Origin of the sequence: Streptomyces sp. NPDC059743, assembly GCF_042732975.1 — a bacterium.
In the GTDB taxonomy this organism is placed as follows: domain Bacteria; phylum Actinomycetota; class Actinomycetes; order Streptomycetales; family Streptomycetaceae; genus Streptomyces.
The window spans coordinates 124,087-139,652 of sequence record NZ_JBHWGS010000007.1 but is presented as its reverse complement, the minus strand read 5'-3'; the positions used below and the strand labels follow the sequence as shown (position 1 = coordinate 139,652).

Genomic DNA, 15,566 nt, shown 5'->3' with positions numbered 1-15,566 from the left:
GTCACTGTCCTTCCCGGTCGGATACGACCGAAGCGTATCGATTCCCGCCCTGTACGCCGCCCACGGCGGCATGACCGCCGGTGGACCCGAAGCCCCCGTCGCCCCGCGCGGACCCGGGAAGTTCCGCCACCTCGTGGAAGCGGACCTTCTCGACCTGCTGGACGACCAGTTGGGCAATCCGGTCGAACCGCTCGAACCGCACGCTCTCGCGCGGGTCCAGATTGACCACGATCACTTTGATCTCTCCACGGTACCCGGCATCCACCGTCCCCGGGGCATTCACCATGGCGACTCCGCAGCGGGCCGCCAGCCCGGAGCGCGGGTGCACGAAGGCGGCGTACCCGTCGGGCAGCGCGATGGAGACTCCCGTGGGCAGTACGGCCCGCTCCCCCGGGGCCAGCTCGGCGGCCTCCGTGGTCACCAGATCAACTCCGGCGTCGCCTGGATGCGCGTACGACGGAAGCGGAACCTCCGGGTCGATACGGCGGATCAGTACGTCGACAAGGACGGAAGGCGTATGGCTCATGGGTTCACCTCGAAGGCGCGGGCTCGCCTGATCTGGTCCGGATCGGCCATCGCCGCCCGGATCTCCTCCTGGCGGCCGTTCTCGATGAAGTGGTCGACCTTGACCTCGATGAACAGCGCGTCGGCGCGGACGGCGACGGGCCCGTCGGGGCCGCCGATCCGGCCGGTGGCGGTGCAGTAGATCTTCCGCCCGTGGACGGCGGTGGTCCGGGCCTCCAGATACAGCAGCGTGCCCACGGGCACGGGCCGGACGAACTCGGTCTGGAGCCGGCCGGTCACCGCGATCACCCGCAGCAGCCAGTTCAGCGAGCCCAGCGTCTCGTCGAGCGCGGTGGCGAGGACGCCGCCGTGCGCGAGACCGGGAGCGCCCTGGTGGCCTGGCTTGACGGTGAACTCGGCGGTGATGCTGACGCCCTCGCCCGCGCGCGCCCTCAGCTGAAGGCCGTGCGGCTGTGCCTCGCCGCAGCCGAAGCAGTGCTCGTAGTGCGCGCCGAGCAGCTCGCCGGGCGCGGGTGCGTCGGGGTGCCGGACCGGCGGTCCGGCGTCGGCCGGAGGTGTCAGGGCCCCCGGTCCTGTGGAGGGTCCGGGCGGCGTCCCCGGGGATGGCACGTTGCTCACAGGCGCAGACCTTACCCGCGCGGTGGCCCGGCGACAGCACCGTGCCAAGCTTGGCTCCATGGAGCACTCCGCCGCACGCTACGACGAACGTCTGACCGCACCCGGTTCCTGGTGGGCCATAGCCGCTCTCATCGCGGTGGCGGGAGGTCTGATCACCCTGCCGCTGGGACCGTTGCCGCTGCTCGGCGGGGTGATCGGCGCCGGAGCGCTGGCGGCGGCCGGAGTGAGTTCGTACGGCTCCGCGCGGATCAGGGTGGTGGCGGACTCGCTGGTCGCGGGCGATGCCAGGATCCCGGTCTCGGCGCTCGGCGAGGCGGAGGTGCTCGGCCCGGAGGAGGCGCGGGACTGGCGGCTGCACAAGGCCGATCCTCGCGCCTTCATGCTGATGCGCAGCTATGTGCCCACCGCGCTGCGCGTGGAGATCACGGATCCGGAAGATCCGACTCCGTACGTCTATCTCTCGACGCGGAACCCACAGGCACTGGCCACCGCGCTGGACGCGGTACGGACCAACTGAGGACGCGAAGCCTCACTCGGCGCTCCGGCCCGCGAGCCCTAGCTCTCCAGCTCCTTCGGAAGCCCGGGAGGGAGTTGTCTGGGGATCTCCGCGCTCTCCGGCGCGGTCTCCAGCGGAGGCAGCTCCGGGAGGGCGTCCCAGGGGATCTGGCGGCTGCGCAGGTCCGCGCGGACACGCTCGGCGACCTTCTTGGTGTCCCGTCGGTTCATCATCGCGCCGACGGCCGCACCGATCATGAACGGGACCAGATTGGGCAGATTGCGGATCGTGCGCTTCATGATCTGCTGCCGCAGCTCGCGCTTCATCCGGCCGCTCAGCGCGCCGTTGATGGTCGAGGGTTTGGTGATGTCGACGCCGCGCTCCTCCGTCCAGGAGGTCAGATAGGCGGCGCTGCGCTCCTTGAGCGTGCCGGGCGGGCGCAGCCCGTACACCTCATGGAGCTCCGCGATGAGCTTCAGCTCGATCGCGGCGACGGCCGTGATCTCGGCCGCCAGCTCGGCGGGCATCGCCGGCGGTACGGGCAGCATCGCGGCGGCGCCGACGCCGGCACCGACCGTGGAGCTGCTGTTCGCCGCGCCGGCGACCAGCTTGTCGGCCAGCTCCTCGGGGCCGAGGCCGGGAAACTGCTTGCGCAGTGTCGCGAGGTCGCGGACCGGGACCCGAGGAGCGCTCTCGATGATCCGGTCGGCGATATGCGCCAGCGCCGCCTTGGCGCTCGCGCCTCCCTTGCGCACACCCCGTTTGACGGTGTCCAGGCGCCGGCCCCTGGTCATGGGACCGCCGCGATCCTCCCGGGCCGCTTCGAGCGAGGCCGGGAGGCCTCGCTCGTCGTCACGTGCGTCGTGCTGGGGCAGGAGGGCGGAGTGCTCGGCAGCGGGCTGAGCGCCTTCTGCCGGGCCTGTGCCGCCCTGATACGCCTCCGCCGACTTGCTACGGAAGCGTCGTTTCCGAAACGGTGTGTCGCCTGCCACGGCCGACCTGACCTCAGTCGCAGTCGCGGCAGATGGGCTGACCGTTCTTCTCCCTGGCGAGCTGGCTCCTGTGGTGCACCAGGAAGCAGCTCATGCAGGTGAACTCGTCGGCCTGCCTCGGCAGCACCCGGACGGACAGCTCCTCGTTGGAGAGATCCGCGCCGGGCAGTTCGAGCCCTTCGGCCTGCTCGAACTCGTCGACGTCGACCGCTGAAGTCGACTTGTCGTTCCGACGGGCCTTCAGTTCCTCAAGGCTGTCCTGATCGACGTCGTCATCGGTCTTGCGTGGGGTGTCGTAATCCGTTGCCATGTCGCTCTCCCCCTCTGGGTGTCTGTGGTGTCTCCAGCGCACGTAACGCGTGAGAGGCCGGACTTGTGCCCGACCTGAGGCGGAGATTTTGCCTCACATCAAGGTCTGTTACTCAATCGACACCCAACCGGACCCCTGAGGAGTGATCGGCTTCGGGTGGCGAAGGGGACCGTACACGGTCCTCCTGGTGTGCTTCACGGGCGCCACCCCGTGTACTTCCCGTGATCCCGGCCCCCGGAAACCCGGACTTTACCGGCTTTCCGATGAAGGCCTGATCACGCAGAGTGGATAGGCGTGAATTCGACCCTGTGATCGATCACACACGGACTCGCCGGTAACTCGGACCGTAAATTCCGCGCAAAGCGAACAAAGCCATCTGCTCCCCGAATACCGCGCGCAGCATCTCAGACCGGGAGAGTGACACGCATCACGAGCCCACCGCCCTCGCGGGGTTCCGCGAAGATCCGGCCGCCATGGGCGCGCGCCACCGACCGGGCGATCGAGAGGCCGAGTCCCACTCCCTTGTCACTGCCCGTACGCTCCGTGCGCAACCGCCGGAACGGTTCGAAGAGATTGTCGATCTCGTACGCGGGAACCACGGGACCGGTGTTCGACACCAGCAGGACCGCCTGGCCCTGCTGGACCTCGGTGGAGACCTCCACCCAGCCGCCCTCCGGGATGTTGTACCGCACGGCGTTCTGCACCAGGTTCAGCGCGATCCGCTCCAGCAGGACGCCGTTTCCCTGGACGACCGCGGGCGCGCACTCCGTACGGATGTCCACTCCCTTCGTCTCCGCCTCCGTGAGGCACTGGTCCACCGCGCGGGTGGCGACCTCGGCGAGATCGACCGGTTTTCGCTCCACGATCTGGTTGTCGCTGCGGGCGAGCAGCAGCAGGCCCTCCACCAGTTGCTCACTGCGCTCATTGGTGGCCAGCAGCGTCCTGCCGAGCTGCTGGAGCTCCGTCGGCGCCGCCGGATCGGAGAGATGGACCTCCAGCAGGGTGCGGTTGATCGCGAGCGGTGTACGCAGCTCGTGCGAGGCGTTGGCGACGAACCGCTGCTGCGCGCTGAAGGCGCGCTCCAGCCGGTCCAGCATCTCGTCGAACGTGTCCGCCAGCTCCTTCAGCTCGTCGTCGGGACCGTCCAGCTCGATCCGGCGCGACAGGTCGGAGCCGACCACCCGGCGCGCGGTACGGGTGATCCGGCCCAGCGGCGACAGCACCCGTCCCGCCATCGCGTAACCGAAGGCGAAGGCGATGACGCTGAGGCCGACCAGGGCGAACAGGGAGCGGCTGAGCAGATCGTCCAGCGCCTGCTTGCGCTGCTGGTTGACACAGCTGTTCATGGCCGCGTTGAACTGCTCGGGCGGCGCCTGGCTCGGGAAGTTGCAGACCTCGCTGCTCACCTTGCCGGTCACGATCTTGAAGGGCAGCTCACTGCCCACGTGCAGGGCCTGTGCGGCCAGCAGATAGATGATCGAGAGCAGCAGGATGCCGGCGATCAGGAACATCCCGCCGTACAGCAGCGTGAGACGTATGCGGATGGTCGGCCGCACCCAGGGGAGCGCCTGGTCGGGCCTGCGCGGGTCCCAGGTGGGCTTCGGAGGTGCCGCGGGCGGCAGCGGGGTGGTTGCCACGGGCAATCAGATCCGGTAGCCGGAGCCGGGCACCGTGACGATCACGGGCGGCTCGCCGAGCTTGCGGCGCAGCGTCATGACCGTGACCCGTACGACATTGGTGAACGGATCGGTGTTCTCGTCCCAGGCCTTCTCCAGGAGCTGCTCGGCCGAGACCACCGCGCCCTCGCTGCGCATCAGCACCTCCAGCACCGCGAACTCCTTGGGCGCGAGCTGGATCTCCCTGCCGTCCCGCAGGACCTCACGGCGGTTGGGATCAAGCTTGATCCCCGAGCGCTCCAGGACGGGCGGCAGAGGCACGGTCGTACGCCGTCCCAGGGCCCGCACCCGGGCGATCAGCTCGGTGAACGCGAAGGGCTTGGGCAGATAGTCGTCCGCGCCCAGCTCCAGCCCTTCCACCCGGTCGCTGACATCGCCCGAGGCCGTGAGCATGAGGACCCGGGTGGGCATCCCGAGCTCGACGATCCGGCGGCAGACGTCGTCGCCGTGGACGAGAGGGAGATCGCGGTCGAGCACCACCACGTCGTAGTCGTTGACCCCGATGCGCTCCAGGGCGGCGGCGCCGTCGTACACGACGTCGACGGCCATGGCCTCCCGGCGCAGTCCGGTGGCCACCGCATCGGCGAGCAGTTGCTCGTCCTCGACGACGAGTACGCGCACGTCGCTTTCCTTCCTCTGGGCCCTGTCACCCGTGGTCGGGGCAGGTTGTAGCACTGGCTGTGCGGGCCCATCCTGCCCGTCCGGGCCATAAACCGGCGGTAAGACGATGCCGGGGTGACCTGGGGCGGCCGGGAATGGAACGGATTGTTTGAGTCGTTGAGGTTTCTCGAAGTCGGACCCTGGGGAAGACGACTTCACACCCGAGATCACGCCCTGTTTGTGGCACGCCACACCCTTTCTGTCATCCAGAGGCAGTGGGTGCGTGATCTACCCGCCGTCGGCACACCCCCGTGCCACTGACCCACGACGAGGGGGCGCAATGGACGCGTTCACCGCCGGGCTTCTACAGCGCATAAAGGCCACGGAAACGGATCTCAACCGAGCCCGGGAGACGGGCGACGACTTCCTTGTGGACGTCGATCAGGAGGAGCTGGAAGACCTCCGCCGGCTCGCGGCCGAACATGGCGTGGAGGTCGGCGCCGCGAGCGCCTGACCCGCACTCCTTGGCCGTACGGTCCCGCTGCCACAGATTCTTCGCGGGGCCCGAACCGTACCCATGTGAAAAGAGCCGTAGCGACCTACAGAGAAGGGCCCCGACGCCGTGGGGACGGCGTCGGGGCCCTTCCGTATGCCTGGATGTATGCCTGAACAGGATCAGTCGTGCCAGGCGCCGTACTCGTCCAGCAGGGCCTGGAGCGGTTCGAAGACGCCCGGGGCCGCGGCCACTGTGAGATCGAAGCCCGGCCGGGCGCCGGGACGGCCTCCGGTGAGCGCGCCCGCCTCACGGGCGATGAGATCGCCGGCCGCGAGGTCCCAGGGATGCAGCCCGCGCTCGTAGTAGCCGTCCAGACGGCCCGCCGCCACATCGCAGAGATCGGTCGCCGCCGAGCCACCGCGCCGGATGTCGCGCAGCCGCGGGATCAGCCGCTGGGCGACCTCGGCCTGATGGGCGCGGACGGTGGTGACGTAGTTGAAACCGGTCGAGACGAGGGCCCGCTCCAGCGGCGGAGCGGGCCGGCCGTGGACCGGCCGGTCGTTGAGGAAGGCTCCGCCGCCGAGCACGGCGCGGAAGGTCTCGCGCCGCATCGGGATCTCGACGACGCCGGCGAGTGTCTCGCCGTCGCGTTCCGCGGCGATCGAGACGGCCCAGGTGGGCAGTCCGTAGAGATAGTTGACGGTGCCGTCCAGCGGATCGATGACCCAGCGGATCCCGCTGCTGCCCGCCGAGCTCGCGCCCTCCTCGCCGAGGAAGCCGTCGTCCGGGCGGTGTTCGGCGAGATGGCCGGTGATCAGCTTCTCGGCGGCGATGTCCATCTCGGTGACGACGTCGATGGGGCTGGACTTCGTGGCGGCCACGGCGAGATCGTCGGGACGGCCGTCGCGCAGCAGCTCACCGGCCCGGCGGGCCGCCTCCAGGGCGAGCGCGAGCAGTTCGGCGGTCAGAGCCTTGTCAGGCCGGCCGGGCCGGTCGGTCTTGTCGGGCTGGTCGGTCGCGTCGGGTCGGGCGTCGGTCACGGTGGCTCCTTCAGGCGTACGGGCTGTCGGCGCCCGCCGCGGCGGGCCTGGGGGCACGGGCCGGGCAGCAGCCGACCGGGCAGAGGTCATGGCTCGGGCCGAGCGCGCCGAGCGCGCACCGCTCCACCACGCTCCCCCGCTCCGTGGCGGCGCGTTCCAGGAGAAGATCGCGTACGGCGGCGGCGAACCGCGGATCGGCTCCCACCGTCGCCGAGCGGCGGACGGGCAGCCCGAGCTCGGCGGCCTTGGCGACCGCCTCCGTGTCGAGGTCGTAGAGGACTTCCATATGGTCCGAGACAAAGCCGATGGGAGCCATCACGACGGCCGGGACGCCCTCGCCGTGCAGCGTCTCCAGGTGGTCGCAGATGTCCGGCTCCAGCCACGGGATGTGCGGCGCGCCGCTGCGCGACTGGTAGACGAGCCGCCACGGGTACTCGATACCGGTCTCCTCGCGTACGGCCGCCACGATCAGCCGGGCGGTGTCGAGATGCTGGGCCACATACGCGCCGCCCTCGCCGTGGTCCTCGACGGGCCCGGAGGTGTCGGCCGACGCGACCGGGATGGAGTGGGTGGTGAAGGCGAGATGCGCGTCCGCGCGTACGGACTCCGGCAGCTCGGCGAGCGAGGCGAGCACGCCCTCGATCATGGGACGCAGAAAGCCTGGATGGTTGAAGTAGTGGCGCAGCTTGTCCACCCTGGGCGGTTCGAGCCCTTCGGCGGCCAGCGTGGCGAGCGCGTCCGCGAGATTCTCGCGGTACTGGCGGCAGCCCGAGTACGAGGCGTACGCGCTGGTCGCGAGGACGGCGATGCGGCGCCGGCCGTCCGCGGCCATCTCGCGCAGCGTGTCGGTCAGATAGGGCGCCCAGTTGCGATTGCCCCAGTAGACGGGCAGTTCGACACCGTGCTCGGCGAAGTCCTTGCGCAGCGCGTCCAGCAGGGCGCGGTTCTGTTCGTTGATGGGACTGACGCCGCCGAACAGGAAGTAGTGCTGTCCCACCTCCTTGAGCCGCTCCGGCGGAATGCCTCGGCCCCTGGTCACATTCTCCAGGAACGGAATGACGTCGTCGGGGCCTTCCGGGCCGCCGAAGGACAGCAGGAGCAGTGCGTCGTAGGGGGAAGTCACGAGCTGATCGGCCATGTCTTCGATCCTGCCATCCGCTCCGGAGCGCCGGAGCATCACGCCCCGGTCCGCCCGGAAACCGCGGTTGGGCGGAGCCGAGCGGGTGTCCGTGTGGTGGCCATGAGTATGATCCCCCTCCAACTGGCCGGGACATCTGCCGTTCGCCGACGCCACGCGAGCCGGTACCGATGGGCGGGGAGGGCACGGGGCACATGACCAGGACCCACACGAGCGGGCCGAGCGTGGACGCGTGGCGCAACTGGGCGGGAAATGTCACCGCCCGGCCGGCCCACGCGGTCTCCCCCGCCTCCGTCGAGGAGCTGGCCGGGATCGTACGGAGGGCCGCCGAGGAGGGACTGAAGGTCAAGCCCGTCGGCACGGGCCACTCCTTCACCGCCACCGCCGCCACCGACGGCGTGCTCGTACGGCCCGATCTGCTCACCGGCATCCGGGAGATCGACCGGGACGCCGGCACCGTGACCGTGGCGGCGGGCACACCGCTGAAACGGCTGAACGCGGTGCTGGCGCGGGAAGGTCTGTCGCTCACCAATATGGGCGACATCATGGAGCAGACCGTCGCGGGCGCGACCTCCACCGGCACCCATGGCACCGGCCGTGACTCGGCCTCCATAGCCGCGCAGATCCGCACGCTGGAGCTGATCACGGCGGACGGATCGCTGCTGCGCTGCTCCGAGCGGGAGAATCCCGAGGTCTTCGCCGCCGCCCGGATCGGACTCGGCGCCCTCGGTGTGATCACCGCGATCACCTTCGCCGTGGAGCCGCTCTTTCTGCTGACGGCCCGTGAGGAGCCGATGGCCTTCGACCGGGTCACCGCCGAGTTCGATCAGCATGTGGCCGAGAACGAGCACTTCGAGTTCTACTGGTTTCCGCACACGGGCAACTGCACCACCAAGCGCAACAACCGCAGTCAGGGCCCGGCGGCTCCGGCCGGCCGCGTCGGCGGCTGGATCGACGACGAGTTCCTCTCCAACGGGCTCTTCCAGGTGGCCTGTTCGCTCGGCCGGGCCGTCCCCGCGACCATTCCCACGATCGCCAGGATCTCCAGCCGCGCCCTCTCCGCCCGTACGTACACGGACATCCCGCACAAGGTCTTCACTTCGCCGCGCCGGGTCCGCTTCGTGGAGATGGAGTACGCCCTTCCGCGCGAGGTCGCGGTCGCGGCGCTGCGCGAGGTCAAGGCCATGGTCGACCGTTCACCGCTGCGGGTGGGATTCCCGGTGGAGATACGGACGGCGCCCGCCGACGACATCGCGCTCTCGACCGCCTCGGGCCGCGAGAGCGCGTATATCGCGGTGCATCTCTACCGGGGCACGCCGTACCGCGCGTACTTCAGCGCCGTGGAGCGGATCATGACCGCGCACGGCGGGCGGCCTCACTGGGGGAAGATCCACACCAGGGACGCGGCGTATCTCTCGGAGGCGTATCCGCGCTTCGGCGAGTTCACGGCGGTACGGGACCGGCTGGACCCGGACCGGCTGTTCGGCAACGACTATCTGCGGCGGATCCTGGGGGACTGAGGAACGACGCCCGCCTCGCCGGCCTGGCGCTCCTGAGCGAAACAGATCGTTCCGATTCTGTGGATTCCGTGAAGAAAGATATCCGTCCGAGACCTGTTCCGGCCCTCAACTCCGGGCCCCGGCGAGAACTTGGGCGGCGCGCCGGTCCACCCACATGGCCCGAATGGAGTACTGTGGCGAGCCCTGGGGCCGGACTCCCTCATGGGCGTCCGGGACCGACGGGAAGGGGGCCGAACGTGGCACTCGATCCGGCGGCGTCACGGCACCGTACGGGCGCCTGCTGCACAGAGTGACCAGGTCTGTCACTCTGCGTCGCAAAGAGGTAACCGTGCCATAACGGCGATCCAGGGCCCTTGCCCGACACGCCGGGAAGCACGGCAAGGTTGTGGCAGGCTGCACCCGGGCAGGTCACACTCGACTAGCGGAAGCAGCGACGCACGTGACGTCGGCAGGCACCACCCGGGAGGTCCCCATGCCCGAACTGCGTGTCGTGGCCGTCTCCAACGACGGCACACGACTGGTGCTCAAGGCTGCGGACAGCACGGAATACACGCTTCCGATCGATGAGCGCCTCCGCGCCGCCGTGCGCAATGACCGCGCCCGCCTCGGTCAGATCGAGATCGAGGTCGAGAGCCACCTCAGACCGCGCGACATCCAGGCGCGTATACGGGCCGGAGCGTCCGCCGAGGAAGTCGCCCAGCACGCCGGAATCCCGGTGGACCGGGTGCGCCGGTTCGAGGGACCGGTGCTCGCCGAGCGCGCCTTCATGGCCGAGCGGGCCAGGAAGACCGCCGTGCGCCGGCCCGGTGAGAACGCCGGACCTCAGCTCGGTGAGGCGGTGCAGGAGCGGCTGACGCTGCGCGGCGCCGAGAAGGACACCGTGCAGTGGGACTCCTGGCGCCGTGACGACGGCACCTGGGAGGTGCTGCTCGTCTACCGCGTCGCGGGTGAACCGCACTCGGCGAGCTGGACGTACGACCCGCCCAGACGGCTCGTCCAGGCCGTCGACGACGAGGCGCGGGCGCTGATCGGCGACACGGACGACACGGTCACCACACAGGAGCCGAGTTTTCCGTTCGTCCCGAGGATCGCGCGGCTGCCGCGTGACCGGCCGCTGGACCGTTCCCTCGACCGGCAGTCGGAGCGGCCCGCCGCTCCCGACCCGGACGAGATGAGCGAACGCGACTCCCTGACCAGCCTGCTGGAGGCGGTGCCGAGCTTCCGCGGCGACATGGTGGTGCCCGAGCGGCCCGCCCAGGACGCTCCGGTCACGGACCCGGACGAGGAGCCGGAGGCCGAGGAGCCGGTGGCGCCCGCCGCGTCGGCCGGTGCCGGTTCGGCGTACGCGGATGTGCTGATGCCCCGCTCGGTGACCGGTCACCGGGACCGGCTCACGGGTACGACGGACCGCCAGGCCGAGGCGGACGGAGTCCGTCCAGGGCGCAGGGCCGCGGTGCCGAGCTGGGACGAGATCGTGTTCGGTACGCGCCGCAAGAAGCAGGAGTAGCGGGAGAACCGGTCCGCCGGTCCGCCCTGACCTTCGCAAGGGGCCCGTACGCGGGAGATGCGTACGGGCCCCTTCATATGTATGTGCGGTTTCCGTTACTGAGGGTCCGGGCCCTTGGCGACCGGACGGGACTCGTCCGCGGTCCACGCGGACCAGGAGCCCGGATACAGCGCCGCCGGGATGCCCGCGATCTCCAGGGCCAGCACCTCATGGGCGCCCGAGACTCCGGAACCGCAGTAGACACCGACCTCGGTGCCGGGGGCCGCGCCCAGCGCCTGGAAGCGCGCCGCGAGCTGAGGAGCCGGCAGGAAGGTGCCGTTTTCGGCCACATTCCCTGTCGTCGGTGCGGAGAGCGCGCCGGGGATATGGCCGCCGACCCGGTCGATCGGCTCGACGTCCCCGCGGTAGCGCTCGGACGCCCGCGCGTCCAGCAGCAGACCGCTCCGGGCGAGGGCCGCCGCGCCGTCCGCGTCCAGCACCGGTACCGAGCCGGGCACCGGGCTGAAGTCGCCCTCGGCCGGCTGCGGGATCTCGGTGGTGAGCGGTCCTGTCCACTCGGCGACTCCGCCGTCGAGCACCCGGACGTCCGGATGGCCCGTCCAACGCAGCAGCCACCAGGCACGGGCCGCCGCCCAGCACTGTCCGCCGTCGTACACCACCACCGGCGTGTCCTGCGAGATTCCCGCGCGGCGCATCACCGCGCCGAAGGCCGTCACGTCCGGCAGCGGGTGCCGGCCGTCGGCGCCGGGTGTACCGGCCAGTTCCGTATCGAGGTCCACATAGACGGCGCCGGGCAGATGGCCTGCCTCGTAGGCAGGGCGGCCGGAGGGCCCGCCGAGCTGCCAGCGGATGTCGAGCAGGACGGGCGGACGCGCTCCGGCCGACTCGCCCACGAGTTCTGCTGCGGTGATGATGGCTGTCATGAAGGCCATCCTCGCGCACGGTGGCCTCGGCCCAAAACGGCGGAGAAACGGCCGGTAAACACCCGATCGAGATCCCGCCAAGGGCGGCGCGGCCGGGAAGCGGCGCGTCGTGCCGGGTGCAAGCATCTGCCCGGGCGTACGGCTTTGTTCCCATCCGGCGGCCCGCGACCGGCACCCGTACGGCCACGACGGTCCGAGGAGAGAGTGACGATGACCGAGGCAGCGATCCGGCGCACACCCGGCACACCCTGTTGGGTGAGTCTGATGGTGCACGGCCTTGCCGCGACGGAGGAGTTCTACCGGGCGCTGTTCGGCTGGGAGTTCCAGCCGGGACCGCAGCAGCTCGGGCCGTACGTACGGGGAATGCTGAACGGCAAGGCGATCGCGGGCATCGGCCAGCTCCCGCCCGACCGTCAGTTGCCCATCGCGTGGATGACGTATCTGGCGACGGACGACGCGGACCGGACGGCCGACATGATCAGAAGTTGCGGTGGAACGGTCGGAGTCGGACCGCTGGACGCCGCGGAGGCGGGACGGATGGCCATCGCCTCGGACCCGGCGGGCTCGGTCTTCGGGATCTGGCAGGCGGCGGCGCACATCGGGACGGCGGTGGCGGGATCACATGGCACACCTGTCTGGAACGAGCTGATCACACGCGAGACATCGGCGGTCGGAAAGTTCTACGAGGCGGTCTTCGGCTATGACGCGGAGTCGGTCGTCTCCGCCGACTTCGACTTTCTGACACTGCGTCTGGAAGGCCGGCCCGTCGCCTCACTGCACGGCGTGGGCCGCGCGCTCGCCCGGGACCTGGGCTCGCACTGGATGACGTACTTCGAGGTGGACGACACCGACGCCGCCGTACAGCTGGTGACGGAGCTGGGCGGGCGGGTGATGAAGGCGCCGCACGAGGGCACGCACGGCCGGCTCGCGACGGTGGCGGATCCGGAGGGCGCGGTCTTCACGGTCGTACAGTCGGCGGGCCACGGCCCGCCGGTCGCCCACTGAGCTCAGCGGACCGCCGTTCGCCCATCGGTCAGCGCTCGCCCGGCCAAGGACTCCTCGCCGACCTCGACGGGCAGCACATCCGGCGAGAGCGTGGCCGCCCGCGCGGTGGCCGCGGTCATCCGCCGCCGGTGATGGCGCCGGCAGAGCACCTCGTAACCGATCTCGTCGCCCGACTGGTGCACATCGCCGACCACCACCTGGGCGCCCTCGACCACCATCGCGCCGCCGATCGTCCGCGCGTTGTGCGTGGCCCGCGCGCCGCACCAGCAGAGCGCCTCGACCTGGAGAACCTCGACGCGGTCGGCCAGTTCCACCAGCCGCTGCGAGCCGGGAAAGAGCTTGGAGCGGAAGTCGGTGGTGATGCCGAAGGTGAAGACGTCCAGCTCCAGATCGTCCACGACACGGGCGAGCTGGTCGACCTGTTCGGGTGCGAGGAACTGTGCCTCGTCGGCGATGACATAGTCACAACGGCCGCCCTGGGAGAGCCGGTTGACGAGATACGCGTAGAAGTCGAAGCCGTCGGCGGCCTCGACGGCGTCGGTGACCAGCCCGAGACGGGAGGAGAGCTTGCCCTCGCCGGCCCGGTCGTCACGGGTGAAGATCATCCCTTGGAGGCCGCGCGCGGAGCGGTTGTGCTCGATCTGAAGAGCGAGGGTGCTCTTTCCGCAGTCCATCGTTCCGGAGAAGAACACCAGCTCTGGCATGAGGGAGTGACGGCCTTTCGGTTCTCGGCTGTGCGACTCGCGTCGCGGTGAGGTCGCGGTCGGGTCGCGGTCGGGTCGCGGTCGGACGGACGGGACTTCCGGCGGCACGCGGAAACGGCGGCCCGGGAGCGTACGGCGCGGTCAGGAGCGTACTTCGAGCAGCGGAACGAGCTGCTCGACGGGGGTCATCGAGCCATGCATCCCGACCATCGCCGACTCGTGCGGCTCCTGCACGGAGGCCGTGATCACCACATCGTCGTGGGCCGCGGCGACGACATCGCCGATCCTTCCGTACACCCGCTCGTCCACCGTACCGGGCGGTCCGAACCAGCCCTCGGCGATCGATTCCTCCCGGCTCGCCACCCAGAACCGGTCGCCGAGCACCTCGCGCCAGACGGTCAGGACATCGGACTCGGCACCCGGCACGGCGTAGACATGACGGGCCCGGCCCTCGCCGCCGAGCAGGGCCACACCGGCGCGCAGCTCCCAGTCCTCGTCGAAGTCGATGCGCGACTCCTCGTCGAAAGGGATGTCGATCATGCCGTGGTCGGCGGTCACATAGAGCGCGGTACGAGGCGGGAGCCGCTCGGCGAGCCGCTGCACGAGCCGGTCGACATACATGAGCTGACCGCGCCAGGCGTCCGAGTCGACGCCGAAGCGATGGCCCTTGCCGTCGACCTCGCTGTAGTACGTGTAGACCAACGAGCGGTCCCCGGCGGCGAGTTGCTCGGCGGTGAGATCCATCCGGTCCTCGCCGGAGAGACGGCCGTGGAAGGTGCCGCCGCTCAGCGCGATCTTGGTGAGCGGCGTGTTCTCGAAGGTCGGGGAGGACACCTGGGCCGTATGCACACCCGCCGCTTCGGCGAGCCGGAAGACCGTGGGATACGGCTGCCAGACCTCCGGCGCGGTCCAGGGCTTCCAGCGGAGCTGGTTCATCAGCGCGCCGGTCGCGGGATCGCGGACGGTGTAGCCGGGCAGTCCGTGCGCGGCGGGCGGCAGGCCCGTGCCGACGGAGGCGAGGGAGGTCGCGGTGGTGGCGGGGAAGCAGGTGGTCAGCGGACGGCCGGTGGAGCCGCGGGAGGTGCCGAGCAGCGAGGTCAGATACGGAGCCTCGTCCGGATGGGCCCTGAGCTGCTCCCAGCCGAGACCGTCGATCAGAAAAACACAGTTCCGGTCGGCCGGCGTCAGTTCGGGAATGCCCGCGGTCAGATCCGGTACGCCCTGACCGGCCGCGAGAGTGGGCAGCAGCTCGGCGAGCGAGCCCGTGCCGTACTCGGGCAGCGGCGCGGAGCCGAGAGCGAGCGGGACGGGATCCTGGCCCTGGTCCTGGCTCCAGTCCTGGTCCTGCCGGAGGGCCTCGGCGGCCATCAGCGGCCGGTGGCCGTGGTGGCCGACGTGGCGGCGGTGGCCTCGGAGAGCGCCTGGGCGAAGATGAGCGTCTGACGGACGGTGTCGGGACCGTCGCCCGCCTCGCTGACGCGCAGGCTCAGATCGTCGGCGGTGGAGCTGCCGGTGTAGCCGTGGTCCGCCTCGCAGTTGGGGTCACCGCAGGCGGCGGGCTCCAGATCGATCCGGGAGACGGCGCCCCAGCCGATGGTGAGGACGACCTCGCGCGGCAGACTGCCCGGAGTGTACGACTCCGGGTTGGAGACGACCCGGCTGACCACGACGGAGGAGATCCGGTCGAGCTTGACCGACTCGGTGGAGGTGGTGGCGTACGGCGTCGGGGAGCTGGTGTCGGCGGTCTGCTCGTCGGTGTGGCTGACGATGAAACGGTGGGCGGTCAGCACGAGGACGGTGACATGCCGGCGTACCTCGTTGGCGTCGAAGGTGGTCTCCTGGTGCACCACGTACGACGCGATCTGCTCACCGCCGACAGCGGCCTCCACCGCTTCGGCCACGAGAGCCGGGTAGTAGCCGCTGCGCTCGATCGCCGTGCGCAGCCCCTGGGTCGTCGTACCGGTCTTCGCCATGGGCTCCATCCTACGGTGGCCGGATGGCTGCCGGAGACGCCCG

The 15,566-nt window shown here is 70.2% G+C and carries 17 protein-coding genes; 5 read left to right on the top strand and 12 right to left on the bottom strand.

The features are described 5' to 3' along the window. Position 1: 1 nt before the first annotated feature. Both dut and ACFV6H_RS15155 read right to left on the bottom strand, forming a co-directional pair. On the bottom strand, positions 2-526 hold the full coding sequence (dut, locus tag ACFV6H_RS15160) for a dUTP diphosphatase (RefSeq protein WP_385541767.1): 525 nt from the start codon (positions 524-526) through the stop codon (positions 2-4). After that, positions 523-1,143, bottom strand: coding sequence for a PaaI family thioesterase (locus ACFV6H_RS15155; protein ID WP_256098262.1), 621 nt, complete (start codon positions 1,141-1,143; stop codon positions 523-525). Before ACFV6H_RS15155 ends, dut begins: the two co-directional genes overlap by 4 nt. 58 nt (positions 1,144-1,201) lie before the next feature. Here ACFV6H_RS15155 and ACFV6H_RS15150 point away from each other — a divergent pair, with 58 nt between their 5' ends. After that, on the top strand, positions 1,202-1,660 hold the full coding sequence (locus tag ACFV6H_RS15150) for a DUF3093 domain-containing protein (protein ID WP_385541765.1): 459 nt from the start codon (positions 1,202-1,204) through the stop codon (positions 1,658-1,660). A 38-nt stretch (positions 1,661-1,698) separates the two neighbouring features. Here ACFV6H_RS15150 and ACFV6H_RS15145 read toward each other — a convergent pair whose 3' ends face one another. The 4 genes from ACFV6H_RS15145 to ACFV6H_RS15130 form a co-directional block, all read right to left on the bottom strand. Then, entirely contained in the window at positions 1,699-2,631 is a 933-nt protein-coding gene (locus ACFV6H_RS15145; RefSeq protein ID WP_385541763.1) for a hypothetical protein, read from the bottom strand. A 13-nt stretch (positions 2,632-2,644) separates the two neighbouring features. Beyond that, entirely contained in the window at positions 2,645-2,941 is a 297-nt protein-coding gene (locus ACFV6H_RS15140; protein WP_030350183.1) for a DUF4193 domain-containing protein, read from the bottom strand. A 404-nt stretch (positions 2,942-3,345) separates the two neighbouring features. Further along, complete coding sequence (locus ACFV6H_RS15135) at positions 3,346-4,578, bottom strand: HAMP domain-containing sensor histidine kinase (RefSeq protein ID WP_093602967.1); 1,233 nt, start codon at positions 4,576-4,578, stop codon at positions 3,346-3,348. A 6-nt stretch (positions 4,579-4,584) separates the two neighbouring features. Then, a complete protein-coding gene (locus ACFV6H_RS15130; RefSeq protein WP_093602969.1) occupies positions 4,585-5,238 on the bottom strand; it encodes a response regulator transcription factor in 654 nt (217 codons plus the stop codon). A gap of 319 nt (positions 5,239-5,557) precedes the next feature. Here ACFV6H_RS15130 and ACFV6H_RS15125 point away from each other — a divergent pair, with 319 nt between their 5' ends. Next, complete coding sequence (locus tag ACFV6H_RS15125) at positions 5,558-5,731, top strand: hypothetical protein (protein WP_169922638.1); 174 nt, start codon at positions 5,558-5,560, stop codon at positions 5,729-5,731. A 161-nt stretch (positions 5,732-5,892) separates the two neighbouring features. Here the strand turns inward: ACFV6H_RS15125 and ACFV6H_RS15120 are convergent, their stop codons facing one another. After that, the gene (locus ACFV6H_RS15120; RefSeq protein WP_385542103.1) at positions 5,893-6,681 is read right to left on the bottom strand and encodes an inositol monophosphatase family protein; all 789 of its coding nucleotides are present in this window, start codon (positions 6,679-6,681) and stop codon (positions 5,893-5,895) included. A gap of 82 nt (positions 6,682-6,763) precedes the next feature. Beyond that, on the bottom strand, positions 6,764-7,891 hold the full coding sequence (locus ACFV6H_RS15115) for a ferrochelatase (RefSeq protein WP_385541760.1): 1,128 nt from the start codon (positions 7,889-7,891) through the stop codon (positions 6,764-6,766). A 194-nt stretch (positions 7,892-8,085) separates the two neighbouring features. Here ACFV6H_RS15115 and ACFV6H_RS15110 point away from each other — a divergent pair, with 194 nt between their 5' ends. Beyond that, positions 8,086-9,411: a D-arabinono-1,4-lactone oxidase gene (locus ACFV6H_RS15110; RefSeq protein ID WP_385541758.1), complete on the top strand. Its 1,326-nt coding sequence runs from the start codon at positions 8,086-8,088 to the stop codon at positions 9,409-9,411. Positions 9,412-9,883: 472 nt separating this feature from the next. Beyond that, a complete protein-coding gene (sepH, locus tag ACFV6H_RS15105) occupies positions 9,884-10,918 on the top strand; it encodes a septation protein SepH (RefSeq protein WP_384788258.1) in 1,035 nt (344 codons plus the stop codon). Between the two features lie 95 nt (positions 10,919-11,013). On the opposite strand, the gene ACFV6H_RS15100 is transcribed toward sepH, so the two are convergent. Continuing rightward, on the bottom strand, positions 11,014-11,841 hold the full coding sequence (locus ACFV6H_RS15100) for a sulfurtransferase (protein WP_385541755.1): 828 nt from the start codon (positions 11,839-11,841) through the stop codon (positions 11,014-11,016). Between the two features lie 210 nt (positions 11,842-12,051). On the opposite strand from ACFV6H_RS15100, the gene ACFV6H_RS15095 reads away from it, so the two are divergent. Further along, a complete protein-coding gene (locus ACFV6H_RS15095; RefSeq protein ID WP_385541753.1) occupies positions 12,052-12,846 on the top strand; it encodes a VOC family protein in 795 nt (264 codons plus the stop codon). A gap of 2 nt (positions 12,847-12,848) precedes the next feature. On the opposite strand, the gene ACFV6H_RS15090 is transcribed toward ACFV6H_RS15095, so the two are convergent. The 3 genes from ACFV6H_RS15090 to ACFV6H_RS15080 all read right to left on the bottom strand — a co-directional run bounded on the left by ACFV6H_RS15090 (position 12,849) and on the right by ACFV6H_RS15080 (position 15,523). Next, a complete protein-coding gene (locus ACFV6H_RS15090; RefSeq protein WP_384985400.1) occupies positions 12,849-13,550 on the bottom strand; it encodes a thymidine kinase in 702 nt (233 codons plus the stop codon). 141 nt (positions 13,551-13,691) lie between these two features. Continuing rightward, positions 13,692-14,918, bottom strand: coding sequence for an alkaline phosphatase family protein (locus tag ACFV6H_RS15085; protein ID WP_384985398.1), 1,227 nt, complete (start codon positions 14,916-14,918; stop codon positions 13,692-13,694). After that, positions 14,918-15,523, bottom strand: a complete 606-nt coding sequence (locus tag ACFV6H_RS15080; RefSeq protein ID WP_385541751.1) for a DUF5998 family protein — start codon at positions 15,521-15,523, stop codon at positions 14,918-14,920. Before ACFV6H_RS15080 ends, ACFV6H_RS15085 begins: the two co-directional genes overlap by 1 nt. Between the last annotated feature and the right edge of the window lie 43 nt (positions 15,524-15,566).

Excerpts from the sequence above, each read along its gene's own strand:
- dut (WP_385541767.1), bottom strand. The coding sequence starts at position 526 with ATGAGCCATACGCCTTCCGTCCTTGTCGACGTACTGATCCGCCGTATC.
- ACFV6H_RS15150 (WP_385541765.1), top strand. The coding sequence starts at position 1,202 with ATGGAGCACTCCGCCGCACGCTACGACGAACGTCTGACCGCACCCGGT.
- ACFV6H_RS15140 (WP_030350183.1), bottom strand. The coding sequence starts at position 2,941 with ATGGCAACGGATTACGACACCCCACGCAAGACCGATGACGACGTCGAT.
- ACFV6H_RS15125 (WP_169922638.1), top strand. The coding sequence starts at position 5,558 with ATGGACGCGTTCACCGCCGGGCTTCTACAGCGCATAAAGGCCACGGAA.
- ACFV6H_RS15115 (WP_385541760.1), bottom strand. The coding sequence starts at position 7,891 with ATGGCCGATCAGCTCGTGACTTCCCCCTACGACGCACTGCTCCTGCTG.
- ACFV6H_RS15110 (WP_385541758.1), top strand. The coding sequence starts at position 8,086 with ATGACCAGGACCCACACGAGCGGGCCGAGCGTGGACGCGTGGCGCAAC.
- sepH (WP_384788258.1), top strand. The coding sequence starts at position 9,884 with ATGCCCGAACTGCGTGTCGTGGCCGTCTCCAACGACGGCACACGACTG.
- ACFV6H_RS15100 (WP_385541755.1), bottom strand. The coding sequence starts at position 11,841 with ATGACAGCCATCATCACCGCAGCAGAACTCGTGGGCGAGTCGGCCGGA.
- ACFV6H_RS15095 (WP_385541753.1), top strand. The coding sequence starts at position 12,052 with ATGACCGAGGCAGCGATCCGGCGCACACCCGGCACACCCTGTTGGGTG.
- ACFV6H_RS15090 (WP_384985400.1), bottom strand. The coding sequence starts at position 13,550 with ATGCCAGAGCTGGTGTTCTTCTCCGGAACGATGGACTGCGGAAAGAGC.
- ACFV6H_RS15085 (WP_384985398.1), bottom strand. The coding sequence starts at position 14,918 with ATGGCCGCCGAGGCCCTCCGGCAGGACCAGGACTGGAGCCAGGACCAG.
- ACFV6H_RS15080 (WP_385541751.1), bottom strand. The coding sequence starts at position 15,523 with ATGGCGAAGACCGGTACGACGACCCAGGGGCTGCGCACGGCGATCGAG.